The 11,885-nt window shown below is 45.6% G+C and carries 12 protein-coding genes and 1 pseudogene; 4 read left to right on the top strand and 9 right to left on the bottom strand.

The features are described from left to right. The first annotated feature begins 151 nt into the window (after window positions 1-151). Entirely contained in the window at window positions 152-631 is a 480-nt protein-coding gene (locus N646_RS18475; protein ID WP_005373965.1) for a peptide-methionine (S)-S-oxide reductase, read from the top strand. A 38-nt stretch (window positions 632-669) separates the two neighbouring features. On the opposite strand, the gene N646_RS18470 is transcribed toward N646_RS18475, so the two are convergent. From N646_RS18470 to N646_RS18455, 4 genes and pseudogenes are all read right to left on the bottom strand, one after another. Further along, the gene (locus N646_RS18470; protein ID WP_017819782.1) at window positions 670-1,725 is read right to left on the bottom strand and encodes an NAD(P)H-dependent flavin oxidoreductase; all 1,056 of its coding nucleotides are present in this window, start codon (window positions 1,723-1,725) and stop codon (window positions 670-672) included. Window positions 1,726-1,912: 187 nt separating this feature from the next. Beyond that, window positions 1,913-3,316, bottom strand: a complete 1,404-nt coding sequence (gene eat, locus N646_RS18465; protein WP_005373969.1) for an ethanolamine permease — start codon at window positions 3,314-3,316, stop codon at window positions 1,913-1,915. An 11-nt stretch (window positions 3,317-3,327) separates the two neighbouring features. Beyond that, the gene (eutC, locus tag N646_RS18460; protein ID WP_017819781.1) at window positions 3,328-4,212 is read right to left on the bottom strand and encodes an ethanolamine ammonia-lyase subunit EutC; all 885 of its coding nucleotides are present in this window, start codon (window positions 4,210-4,212) and stop codon (window positions 3,328-3,330) included. After that, window positions 4,205-5,616, bottom strand: a pseudogene (locus N646_RS18455) (ethanolamine ammonia-lyase subunit EutB). Before N646_RS18455 ends, eutC begins: the two are co-directional and overlap by 8 nt. Window positions 5,617-5,800: 184 nt before the next feature. Here N646_RS18455 and N646_RS18450 point away from each other — a divergent pair. Then, window positions 5,801-6,751 (top strand): helix-turn-helix domain-containing protein, encoded by a 951-nt coding sequence (locus N646_RS18450; protein WP_017819780.1) that lies wholly within the window; start codon window positions 5,801-5,803, stop codon window positions 6,749-6,751. Window positions 6,752-6,795: 44 nt separating this feature from the next. Here the strand turns inward: N646_RS18450 and N646_RS18445 are convergent, their stop codons facing one another. Continuing rightward, window positions 6,796-7,323 (bottom strand): TetR/AcrR family transcriptional regulator, encoded by a 528-nt coding sequence (locus N646_RS18445; protein ID WP_005373975.1) that lies wholly within the window; start codon window positions 7,321-7,323, stop codon window positions 6,796-6,798. Window positions 7,324-7,445: 122 nt separating this feature from the next. On the opposite strand from N646_RS18445, the gene N646_RS18440 reads away from it, so the two are divergent. Then, entirely contained in the window at window positions 7,446-7,667 is a 222-nt protein-coding gene (locus N646_RS18440) for a hypothetical protein (RefSeq protein WP_017819779.1), read from the top strand. 98 nt (window positions 7,668-7,765) lie between these two features. Here the strand turns inward: N646_RS18440 and N646_RS18435 are convergent, their stop codons facing one another. Then, window positions 7,766-8,137: a VOC family protein gene (locus tag N646_RS18435; RefSeq protein WP_017819778.1), complete on the bottom strand. Its 372-nt coding sequence runs from the start codon at window positions 8,135-8,137 to the stop codon at window positions 7,766-7,768. Between the two features lie 59 nt (window positions 8,138-8,196). Further along, window positions 8,197-9,087, bottom strand: a complete 891-nt coding sequence (locus tag N646_RS18430; protein WP_017819777.1) for a LysR family transcriptional regulator — start codon at window positions 9,085-9,087, stop codon at window positions 8,197-8,199. Window positions 9,088-9,196: 109 nt separating this feature from the next. Between N646_RS18430 and N646_RS18425 the strand changes: the two genes are divergently transcribed. Further along, on the top strand, window positions 9,197-9,808 hold the full coding sequence (locus tag N646_RS18425) for a LysE family translocator (RefSeq protein WP_017819776.1): 612 nt from the start codon (window positions 9,197-9,199) through the stop codon (window positions 9,806-9,808). Window positions 9,809-9,939: 131 nt separating this feature from the next. Here N646_RS18425 and N646_RS23920 read toward each other — a convergent pair whose 3' ends face one another. After that, window positions 9,940-10,149, bottom strand: coding sequence for a hypothetical protein (locus tag N646_RS23920; protein WP_005373984.1), 210 nt, complete (start codon window positions 10,147-10,149; stop codon window positions 9,940-9,942). Window positions 10,150-10,254: 105 nt separating this feature from the next. After that, a complete protein-coding gene (groL, locus tag N646_RS18420; protein WP_017819775.1) occupies window positions 10,255-11,853 on the bottom strand; it encodes a chaperonin GroEL in 1,599 nt (532 codons plus the stop codon). Window positions 11,854-11,885: the final 32 nt, after the last annotated feature.

The raw sequence follows: 11,885 nt of genomic DNA, 5'->3' as shown, positions 1-11,885 counted from the left end.
AGTAAAAAGGAAAAAACGCGTGGTCTGATTAGCCAAGCTTTACCTTGCGAATATCGCTCCCATCAACAGATAATAGGGCAACGAAAATGGGATGGAAGAAGAGGGGTTAACTCCCTACATCCCAACAACGGTAAAGACTAGGATAAAAGTAATGGAAGAAATTTACTTCGCAGGCGGTTGCCTTTGGGGCGTGCAAGAATTTATGCGCCACCTTCCGGGCGTAATCAACACAGAAGCCGGGCGAGCAAATGGCACAACGGATAACACTCAATCCGAATACGATGGCTACGCAGAGTGCGTGAAAACCCAGTTCGACCCTGAGCAAGTTTCGGTTGAAACTTTAATGGGGTATTTGTTTGAGATAATCGACCCTTACAGCGTTAACAAGCAAGGTGAAGACGTAGGTGAGAAGTACCGTACTGGTGTTTATAGCCAAAACGAACAGCATCTCACCATGGCGAAAGCGTTTATCGCAGTACGACCGGACGCCGACAAGATCGCCGTAGAAGTACTGCCACTCACAAATTATGTGCCAAGTGATGATGAGCACCAAGACAGACTCACAAACTTTCCGAATGATTACTGCCACATCCCATTAGATTTACTACATAAATACAGGGATAACTCGTAACCATTCAGTCAGCATCGCTTTAAAAGGCAAGATGCATATCAGTTTAAATCGATGCCGTCCACTAATGACAATGTCATTTCTGCCGCCGATATTTCCTTACAACCCGACGAGTTTTGTCCGCACCACAACGGTGTGAATTCATCTCGGTTTTGCTTTTCCATAAGCGCTCTTAGTTGAGCCATTTCAATGGAGGCGTATGGGAATTTCGGCGCAAACTCACTGATGTAGCCTAGCTCCGACATCGCGCGATTCACAATGCCTCTCGCTGGTCGGCCCGAGAAAACATTGGTCACAGCGGTATGTTGCGCGCGTTCACTGGCAATGGCATATCGATGTAAAGACGATGTTTTCGCCTCATCACACAACAAATAGGCGCTGCCAACTTGAACGGCACTCGCTCCTAATCTCAACGCGGCTTCCACCCCACTTCTATCAGCGATTCCGCCTGCAGCAATAACAGGCAAATTCACCCGTTTGGCGATTTGTGGTAATAACGCCATCAAACTTAATTGAGTAGTTAAATCATCCGATAAAAACATACCTCGGTGTCCACCAGCCTCCAAGCCTTGGGCGATAATACCGTCAACGCCTTTTGCTTCTAGCCAAAGTGCTTCGTCCACCGTGGTCGCTGACGAAAGGATCTTCCCTCCCCACCCTCTAATTCGAGCTAACAGATCATCGTCTGGCAAACCAAAGTGGAAACTGATCACTGGCGGTGCAAATGGTTCAATCGCGTCAGCAATATCATGATTGAAAGGCATCCTTGTCGGAGCGTTTGGCTGAGCCTGAACGGTTGCATCAACCTCGGAAAAATACGGTTGCAGCGTTTTTTGCCACTTTTCGTGCTTGTTGGCGTCATACTCCGGCATTTCATGGCAAAAGAAATTGAGGTTAAACGGTCGGTTAGTTGCCTGCTTGATAAGTTGAAGTTCTTTTACGATGGCGTCTTTGTTCAGCATTCCACAAGGTAACGAGCCAAGCCCGCCAACATTACTGACGGCTATGGTCATTTGGCTGTCTTGCACACCGGCCATTGGCGCTTGAATAATCGGTAACTCTGTTCCCAAAAGTGTATTAAATACCTTATTTATCATGACCTTTCCTTGAAAACTTAACCTTTACCTGTGATGGATCTGCGCCATCGTTATCCAGACTAGACTTTCACATGATTAACCACTTATAAAGTTAAAGTGATGCATTTGTGCGCTATGCACTTTTGATAGAAATGACAAAGGGAGCCTATGGCTCCCTTAATATGCTGAATAACAAGAATCAGAGTGACTATCGTACGACATCTGATTCAAGCTCTAGCTCTGCTACAGACAGCATGGCAAACTCTTCCTCGGCGGTTGCTGCCACCAATTTGTTGCGGCTGTATAACCCATAATAAACACCACCGATAAGAAACAATCCCATTGTCATGAAAAAGGCCGAGGGATCAAAAGCATAAACACCTGTCATTGCGATCAAAGAAAGCACCAGAGAAATACTCGACGTAATTATCCCACCAGGCGTTTTATATGGACGAGTTAATTCAGGCTGTTTAATTCGCAATAAAATATGGCTCAAGGACATTAATGCGTACGATACAGTCGCACCGACAACAGCCATCGCCAAGATTAAGTCCCCCTCACCCGTAAGTGAAACCAAGAACCCAAAAACGCCCGGAACCAACAGCGCACGAGAAGGCACTTTTTTGTCACTGGTTAATGACAAAGTTTGCGGTAAATAACCCGCGCGGGAAAGCGCAAACACCAAGCGGCTGTAACCATAAATGATAGAAAAGAAAGAAGCGATAAGACCAGCTAACCCGAGTAAGTTCACGGCCATTGCTACCGTTGAATTGCCCGTAAGCTTTAGGGCGTCAACTAATGGCACCGCGCTATCGCCTATGACCTTTGAGCCAACCGCACCAGCCAAAAGGACGACTACGAGAGTTGCGGTTAGCAATAAAAACAGCATCGCACCAATGATGCCTTTGGGAACATCTTTTGCCGGATTTTTTGCCTCCTCTGCCGCTAAAGGCACACCTTCAACCGCAAGAAACAACCACATTGCAAATGGCAACGCAGCCCATACGCCATACCACCCAAACGGCAAGATTTCTGTTGCCTGAGCCGTCGCCGGAGCAATATCGAATAAGTTATTAACGTCAAAGTGACCAATAAGCACAGCAGCAGTAATTAGAATAGCTAGCACAGCCAAACCGCTGATGACCATCATTACTTTGAGAGCTTCGCCAACCCCTGCCATATGAATAGCGATAAAGACGGCGTAGAAAAGTGCGTAAACAACAGGACCATCGATACCAACCAATTCATTAACTGCTGAGCCAATAAAAATCACTATCGCAGCAGGCGCGAGCGCATATTCAATCAAAACTGATAAGCCAGTGAAAAAGCCACCTGTCGGCCCCATCGCCTGTCTTGCGAAGCTGTAACCACCACCCGCAGCAGGAATAGCCGCAGACATTTCAGCTAAAGACAATACTAGCGTGAAATACATTACTGCCATCGCGATAGCAGCAATAAGAAAGCCTCCCCATCCTGCTTGAGCGATGCCAAAGTTCCAACCGGCGAAGTCACCAGATATAACATACGAGACACCTAAGCCCGCAAGTAAAATCCAACCTGCGGTGCCTCTTTTTAGCTGCCTTTTGGCCAAGTACTCCTGATGTTTAGACATAGTAAATCCTTCTACTTTGATGAAATTAAAAAGTTGTCGCTGTGTTTATCTTCAACGCTTGCGCCACTTGGCTCATTGATATCTGAGCGATCTTTCAGATTCACTCCTGACAGTTGTAATTTTCGAGCCTCCTTGAGCAAGTAAAATGCGCGTTCACAGGCATCGTCATAGTTGAGCCCCTGGGGACGCACATTGGAAATGCAGTTTCTTTGGGAATCTTTAGAGCCTCGTTTAGCCCCCCAAGTGAGATACATACCCATGCTATCCGGAGAAGTTAGACCGGGTCTCTCTCCAATTAAAACCAGCACGGCCTTGGCGTTAAAACATTCACCAACATCATCCCCTACCGCTACTCTTCCTTGCTTTACGATTGTGATAGGTGCGAATTTCCATTGATGTTCATCATCAGCGCTTAAAAGAGAAATCAATCGAGTAACAACAGGCACGGCATGGTTTTGAATTGCGACGGAAGAAAGTCCATCAGCAATAACAATCGCAAGATCAATGTCAGTGTTATGCTCATTTGCTATCAAGTTGAGCGTTTGCCAAGAAGATTCATCAAGCAGCCTTCCTAAATCGGGCCTTTGCAGGTACATAAGCCGATCACTTACTCGGCTGCTCACTACCACTGGAGGCTCTAAGGTATTTTCAAGAATCGAGTAAGAGTCCGACAAACCAGCAACGAGAGACTCAATATTCAAACTGCAATGCACTGCATCCATAGCTTGGGCATGATCCAGCTGAAATGAGAGTAACTCGTTGGTTGGTACACTGTTCCCGCTACGACCCAGAGCGATCCGAGCAGAGGTGAAGTCACGTAACTTTCCCCACGGGTTGTATGTGACAACTTCAGACTCATCTTGTGGGGACTGAGCAATGGTGATTACTTTACCCATGAGAATACCCCTTATTCAGTTGGTTAATTGCTCCCGAAAACGAGCGAGAGATTTGCTCACTTAACCGAACGTCTTGCACGCTCTCGAAAATCTGCATCTCCATTAACCATTGTTCGAACTCTGGTGCTGGCTTCAAACCGAGTACTTTTCTTGCGTAAAGGGCATCGTGAAATGAGGTAGTTTGATAATTGAGCATGATGTCATCAGACCCTGGAATACCCATGATGAACGAGCACTCGGCCACACCTAATAGTGTCAGCAAGTTATCCATGTCATTCTGATCGGCATAGGCATGATTGGTGTAACAGATATCGCAACCCATAGGTAAACCAAGCAACTTCCCACAGAAATGATCTTCAAGCCCAGCACGAATGATCTGTTTGCCATCAAACAGATACTCAGGGCCAATAAACCCAACGACAGTATTAACCAACAAAGGATCGAACTGTTTCGCGACAGCATAAGCGCGGGCTTCACAAGTCTGCTGATCGACCCCATGAAATGCATTCGCAGACAGCGCTGTACCTTGTCCGGTTTCAAAATACATCACATTGTTTCCTACGCTACCTCGATTCAAAGACAACGCGGCTTCATGGGCCTCTTTCAAAATCGACAAGTCGATTCCGAAGGTATCATTCGTCCCTTGCGTGCCGCCTATCGACTGAAAAACGAGATCGACTGGTGCACCCATTTCAATGGCTTCGATCGTGTTCGTGACATGAGTTAACACACAAGACTGAGTCGGTATTTGATAGTGTTGAATCACCTCATCCATTAAGTTCATTAACTTAATAGCTTGAGGTACATTATCTGTTGCCGGATTGATACCGATAACCGCATCGCCATTTCCGTACATCAGACCATCAAAAATGGTCGCTGCGATACCGTTGAGAGAATCAGTGGGATGATTCGGCTGTAAGCGAGTAGACAGGCGACTCGGCAAACCAATCGTATTCCGAAAAGCCGTGACAACTTGGCTTTTTTAGCAACGAGAATCAAATCCTGGTTGCGCATAATCTTACTGACTGCGGCCACCATTTCTGGTGTTAAACCTTGACGAATTTTAGCCAACGTTTCACCATCGGCTTCTTCACTCAGCAGCCAATTTCGAAAATCTCCGACCGTCAAGTGCTCAATCGGTTTAAAAGCTTCAAGGTCATGCGTATCGATAATTAGGCGAGTGATATCGTCGCTTTCGTATGGAATAACCGCCTCGTTAAGAAACGTTTTAAGTGGTAACTCAGATAGCGCCATTTGTGCGACTACACGTTCTGCCGCTGACTGAGCACAAACCCCGGCTAACGCATCGCCTGAGCGCTCCGGTGTCGCTTTCGCCATCAAGTCAGCTAATGACTTAAAGGTATAGACTTTACTTCCTTGTTGCCGACGATAAGTTGCCGTCATTGCTCTTCCTCTTCACTATTTGGTTCGCTTTTTGCTGAACTATCAATAAGCTTTAAGAAAGTATTGCCAAATGTGTTCCGTAGCGTTATCAAAAACTGGCAACATTTATAAACCAATAATAAACAATGAGTTATGTAAATACTGCTCCAACATGACTCACAAAAAAGGAATGAGCATCACAAGGATGAGTAACCAAATGCCCCAAACTGCACCAATGCTGTGCATCCATCACACTAAGGATGCAAACCAACAAGCTGCGAGTCTGATAAACTGGCAACAGGAATATGACCAACTCAGCGATGGTCGATTTTTAGGTCAAATTCGAGAACGACGATTTCCCAATTTCCATGTGTTTCGTGAAGACAGTAACCGCTCGCTAAGACAGCAATGCAGGGTTGAAGAGGGAGGTATTTGGTTGGGTTTGAGTGCGGAAAATAAGCCGCTACACCTAAATCACAGTCAGTTTAATTCAAGCCAGCTTTTGCTTAGGCAAGGTGGCGCTGATTTTGAGTTAATGACACCGGAGCAGTTTTCTATCTATGGAATAGTGCTCGACAAAAACTTCGTTCACATCATAGAAAATCAACTTGAGCTTGGGAGTATCCAGAACAACATATTTCACTTAACGGGTTTGACGGAAAAACACATTCAACAACTTAAATACTACTTAGGCACGTTACTTGGTTCCGCCGAGCCAAGATGGTCTGAAACCACACATCAAGCAATCTTAAAAGACATTGTGCTGGAGTTGTTCTCACTCAGTTCACTGCACACGAGCCATCCGATATCAATCTCTCATCGTCAACACGTGATGCAGCGTATAAAACAACAGCTACAGGATCTAGACTACCGTACACCAATAACCGTCAGTGAACTGTGTGACGCAGTACACGTCAGTCGTCGCACACTACAGTACACCTTTGAACATTGCTGTAATACTTCCCCAAAGCAGTTCATACATCGAATGCGCCTGAATCAAGTACGTAGAGTGCTACAAAGCCCTGAAGATAATCGAACAATTGCAGAAATTGCTTTTGACTTTGGTTTTTTCCATCTCGGGCAGTTCAGTCAAAGCTACAAGCGGCTATTTGGTGAGACGCCAACTGAAACGAGAAAATGGGAGTCCAGCAAATAAGATGACAGGCAGTATATTCTTTCAGATCCTGCGTTGGGGCCATGTTATGCAGTCGCAATGATTTGCTGAAACTTAGCATGAAGCTCTTCAAGTGCCGCTTCAACATCCGGTTCTGCACGGCTCAAGTGCGAGATTAACGTCATAAAATAGCAGTCAAAAATCAGCGGTATTTTTCCCTCAAGGACGGAGCTTCCGTTTACAGATTGAAACAAAGCTTGGTTAAACGACTGATAATAATCCAAATCCCAAATCACTTCTTTCAACAAAGCTCGGCTCAGCTCAACGTTCGCAAAATAGTAGCGATAGTATTTCTCCGTCAGCGCCAAACCAATGTCGATATCGGTTTTACCTTCCACACTGACTAGCGTTTCTTGGCTGATCTGTTGCAGTTGCGCCAGCATCCCTTCGCGCAAAATCGACAGTTTAGTCGGGAAATGGCTAAACACTGTGCCATCGGCTACTCCTGCTTCTCTCGCTATCTGCCTTGTGGTCGTCATGTCATAGCCATTTTGAGCAAAAGATGCCCATGCGGCTTTTAGAATTTTATCTCTGGTTTGTTGTCGCTTCGTCATTGATGTGTCTGCTTAATGAGCCTGAAAGGATCATACCTTGCGTGGTTGAGATTGACAAATTGAGCGCGCTCATTTATAAAATTGAGCATGCTCATTTTATATAAAAACAAAAGGAATCGCTCATGTACGTATTAAACAAACTAGGCCAAGGATTGATTTTCTTCCCGACCATCTTCTGCTTTTCGTATATTTTAAGACCGATATTAATGGTCATCCTTATTCCAGGAGGACTCGCACTTTTGGCGTTAATCGGTGGCGCAGAAGTCAGAGCAGAACTCAAAGCCATGCTGCTTGAGGAGCTTTTTGGCGTTAGCCCATCGCACACCACCTCGAAAAAGGCGTGAGTGCGCTACAAACGTTGGCAAGGCTAAGTAAAAAAGAAAACGCGCAGATATCGAGATCTCAATACCTGCGCGTAGATGTGGTGAAAATAAGACTGGCGTTAGTCAGTATTCGTGTTCTGGCCAATTCGCCATAAAACGCCACTAGGGTCAAACAAACAACATTCGCGCATGCCCCAAGGTTGCTCGACCAGCTCAGTCAAACGCGAACCAAATTCTTCATGACCCACTTTGGATAAGTGCTGATGCCAGCTTTCTGCGTCTTCTACGAGCAAGTGCATCATGAAGTTATTGCCGTGTTCTGGCTCATAAAAATTCTGTAAAAGAAACGCGCAGCTACCTTGAGAGAAGTATGCTACATCACCGAAGTCCGATGCCATTTCAAAGCCAATCGCCTCATAAAAACGTTTTGATAGCGCGTAATCTTTCGCCGGAACAAATGATTTGATTTCAACAATATTGAGGTTTTCCATTTCCAATTTCCTAAGCCTTTTTCCATAAAACTGACTGACGTAATCTCGCTCTATGCCTTCTATTCGCCTTGCGTAATCTGCTGTGATGACAGTGGCACACACTCTGCCATTTGCGTTTGTAACCACGTGATAAATTTATGTTCGAGTTCTGTACGCTTTTTATCTTGACTCAATAAAACGTAATTGCAACTTGATGGAGAAAACCCAAATGGTGCGACCAAATTACCACGCTTAATATCGTCCATGACAAAAGGATACGATCCCATTGCGACGCCTAAGCCATCCACCGCTGCTTGTATGCAAAAATAAAAATGCGTGAATGATTGCTGAGTGTTGCCGTTGAAAGTTTCACAACGTGTTGATTGCTGCCAATCCGCCCAAGCATTCGGTCTGGTTTGGCTATTCAACAATCGAGCTGCTTTCAAATTGTCTTTAATGGATTGCCAATACTCAGGAGAAAATACCGGCCCCACCCACTCTTCCACAAGAATGGTTTTGTCGTAATCGTGATGCTGCGCAAAATCGTCTCGACGAATCGCCATCGAAAGCCCAGTTGATCCTAATGTTACCGGGCCACCAGCCGTCGACAAACGAACATCAGCACGGTGTTCATCATTAAACGCGGCCAACCTTGGCATCAACCAGCGCATGGTTAATGTCGGTTCACAAGACACTTCAAGATGCTGATGCTTCTCTTGCATAAGCGTATTCACGCCTTTTTCTAGCGTTTGGAATGCCGTTTCTGTGTATGTCTTGAGTAATTCGCCTTCTGCCGTCAACACGACTTTCCTGCCCTCTTTGAAGAACAAAGGTTGAGACAGATATTGCTCAAGTTGCTTGATCTGCTTACTCACGGCTCCGTGGGTAATGTTCAGTTTGTCAGCCGCTTCAGTGTAGCTTGAAGAACTCGCCGCAACGTGGAAGACATAAAAAGATTTCAGGTGACGCATCTGTGAGTTTTTCTCACCAATATGGGAATATTTTTCGATTATAGTCAGTAATAAAGACGCCTACAATTCCGCTACATCCCAGACTTCATCATTCAAACAGGAAATCGATATGGAATTTGTAACTCTTGCGTTATTAGGTGTGCTTATTGTTATTAGCCCTGGCGCAGACTTTGTTTTGGTATTAAGAAATAGCTTAAATCAAGGACGAAAAGCAGGCGTGTACAGTGCGATTGGTATCAGCATGGCGATCAGCATCCACATCGCATACTCCATGCTGGGGATCAGTTACTTAACTTCACAAAATGAATGGTTGTTTAATCTCGTGCGCTATCTTGGGGCCGCTTATCTTGTCTACCTTGGGATTAAAGGAATATTCTCCTCGCAGCCTGCGTCAAACTCAGAAACCATTCAACAGAGCGAGTATTCAATGTGGCGATTTTTCATGCAGGGATTTCTGTGTAATTTACTCAATCCCAAGACGATGCTGTTTTTTCTGAGTATTTTTAGCCAAGTGATTTCTCCCGACTCTAATCAGCAACACATCGCCTTTTTTTACGGGATTTATATGATTGCGCTGCATGGTATTTGGTTTTCTATCGTTGCTGTTTTATTCACGTCATCCCAGCTACAAGCTTTCTTGTTGAAGATTAAGCATCGACTCAATCAAGCATGTGGGGCGGGATTGATCATTTTCGGCGCAATGCTGGGCTTAAAGGTGTAGTGCGCTTGCGGTCCGATTACCCCAGTTCAAATTGATCATTGAACAAGTGGCAGTAATCAAATAAAAATCTACATTATCAATACTTTAAATTAGAAAAAAACAGCCAACGTGCGCTGGCTGTTTCGATACAGTTAATGGATGACCCGAGCGTCCCCTTTAAATAACTGAGACAGATCGATAGTGAATATCGTCACTGTCGGACGTTTAGGCAGAGCATTTTCGATCGAAAACTCTGGCCCAGCTGGAACGAGGGGGAAGTGAATAGCAGTCGGCCACGTTGACGAAGCTTCATTACCGCCCGGCTCAGATATTGAGAAAGAAAACGCAGGTAAACGGGTCATAACACTTACCTCAAATGACTGATTAGCGGGCTCAAGCGAGCCCGCTTAGGTTTTGCAATGTTATTGTTATTTTAACGCTTACTTAATCACTAACGATTGATGACGTTAGATATCAAGTTCTTTGTCTTCAACGTGGTTGGTGATCATCGCTTCAGTGGTGATCATCAAGCCAGCAACAGACGCAGCGAATTGAAGCGCTGAGCGTGTTACTTTCGCAGGGTCCAAGATACCCATTTCGATCATGTTGCCGTATTCACCTGTTGCAGCGTTGTAACCGTAATCGGCATCACCCGCTTTGACAGCGTTCGCCACAACAGAAGCTTCGTCACCTGCGTTAGTTGCGATTTGACGAAGAGGCTCTTCCATTGCACGTAGGGCAACTCGGATACCCACGTTTTGGTCATCATTGTCGCCTTTTAGATCCGCCAATTCTTTCGCGATCTTAGTTAGAGCTACACCACCACCAGCAACAATACCTTCTTCAACCGCTGCGCGAGTAGCGTGTAGCGCATCGTCCACGCGGTCTTTCTTCTCTTTCATCTCAACTTCGGTTGCAGCGCCGATCTTGATCACCGCTACGCCGCCAGAAAGCTTCGCAACACGTTGTTGAAGCTTGTCTTTATCGTATTGAGAGGTGGTTGTTTCGATTTGTTTTTCAATCGAAGCCACACGATCAGTAATCGCGCTTGCTTCTGCTGCGCCACCCACAATGGTTGTTGTGTCTTTGGTGATGGTCACTTTCTTCGCACTACCTAGTTGCTCTAACGTTGCTTTTTCGAGCTCTAGGCCGATTTCTTCAGAGATGACCGTACCAGCAGTTAGTACCGCAATGTCTTCCATCATCGCTTTACGGTTGTCACCAAAGCCAGGCGCTTTCACCGCGGTCGCACGCACGATGCCGCGCATGTTGTTCACAACCAATGTCGCTAGCGCTTCACCTTCGATGTCTTCAGCAATGATCAATAGCGAGCGAGAAGATTTCGCCACTTCTTCTAGTACAGGCAATAGCTCGCGGATGCTGCTGACTTTTTTGTCCACCAATAGGATGTAAGGGTTGTCTAGCTCTACGCTGCCATTTTCTTGGTTAGTGATGAAGTATGGCGACAAGTAACCGCGGTCAAATTGCATACCTTCAACCACAGACAATTCGTTGTTTAGACCTTGGCCTTCTTCAACCGTAATCACGCCATTGCGACCCACTTTCTCCATCGCTTCTGCAATGATTTCACCGATCGCGCGATCGCTGTTTGCAGAAATGCTACCCACTTGGGTAATGGATTCTTTGTCGCTGCATGGCTTAGACATTTCACGTAGTTTCTCAACCGCCGTTTCAGTGGCTTTGTCGATACCACGTTTTAGGTCCATTGGGTTCATGCCAGAGGCTACCGCTTTAAGACCTTCATTGATGAAAGATTGCGCCAGTACGGTAGCGGTCGTTGTACCGTCCCCCGCTTCATCATTCGCTTTGGACGCCACTTGTTTCACCATTTGTGCGCCCATGTTTTCGAACTTATCTTTCAGTTCGATTTCTTTCGCTACAGACACGCCATCTTTGGTGATGGTTGGCGCGCCGTAAGATTTATCAAGCACAACGTTGCGGCCTTTCGGGCCTAGTGTCACTTTTACTGCGTCCGCCAGTAAGTTCACACCTTTCAGCATTTTTTGACGTGCGTCATTAGCAAATAATACGTCTTTTGCAGCCATGGTTATCTCCTCAAAAAACTACTACAAAAATA

The sequence above is a fragment of the Vibrio alginolyticus NBRC 15630 = ATCC 17749 genome (assembly GCF_000354175.2).
GTDB lineage: Bacteria > Pseudomonadota > Gammaproteobacteria > Enterobacterales > Vibrionaceae > Vibrio > Vibrio alginolyticus.
The sequence above is the reverse complement of the archived record's forward strand: the minus strand, read 5'-3'. Positions and strand labels throughout refer to the sequence as shown.

What these genes read in the sequence shown, in the direction of transcription:
- N646_RS18475 (WP_005373965.1), top strand. Translation starts at nt 152, where the DNA reads ATGGAAGAAATTTACTTCGCAGGCGGTTGCCTTTGGGGCGTGCAAGAA.
- N646_RS18470 (WP_017819782.1), bottom strand. Translation starts at nt 1,725, where the DNA reads ATGATAAATAAGGTATTTAATACACTTTTGGGAACAGAGTTACCGATT.
- eat (WP_005373969.1), bottom strand. Translation starts at nt 3,316, where the DNA reads ATGTCTAAACATCAGGAGTACTTGGCCAAAAGGCAGCTAAAAAGAGGC.
- eutC (WP_017819781.1), bottom strand. Translation starts at nt 4,212, where the DNA reads ATGGGTAAAGTAATCACCATTGCTCAGTCCCCACAAGATGAGTCTGAA.
- N646_RS18450 (WP_017819780.1), top strand. Translation starts at nt 5,801, where the DNA reads ATGAGTAACCAAATGCCCCAAACTGCACCAATGCTGTGCATCCATCAC.
- N646_RS18445 (WP_005373975.1), bottom strand. Translation starts at nt 7,323, where the DNA reads ATGACGAAGCGACAACAAACCAGAGATAAAATTCTAAAAGCCGCATGG.
- N646_RS18440 (WP_017819779.1), top strand. Translation starts at nt 7,446, where the DNA reads ATGTACGTATTAAACAAACTAGGCCAAGGATTGATTTTCTTCCCGACC.
- N646_RS18435 (WP_017819778.1), bottom strand. Translation starts at nt 8,137, where the DNA reads ATGGAAAACCTCAATATTGTTGAAATCAAATCATTTGTTCCGGCGAAA.
- N646_RS18430 (WP_017819777.1), bottom strand. Translation starts at nt 9,087, where the DNA reads ATGCGTCACCTGAAATCTTTTTATGTCTTCCACGTTGCGGCGAGTTCT.
- N646_RS18425 (WP_017819776.1), top strand. Translation starts at nt 9,197, where the DNA reads ATGGAATTTGTAACTCTTGCGTTATTAGGTGTGCTTATTGTTATTAGC.
- N646_RS23920 (WP_005373984.1), bottom strand. Translation starts at nt 10,149, where the DNA reads ATGACCCGTTTACCTGCGTTTTCTTTCTCAATATCTGAGCCGGGCGGT.
- groL (WP_017819775.1), bottom strand. Translation starts at nt 11,853, where the DNA reads ATGGCTGCAAAAGACGTATTATTTGCTAATGACGCACGTCAAAAAATG.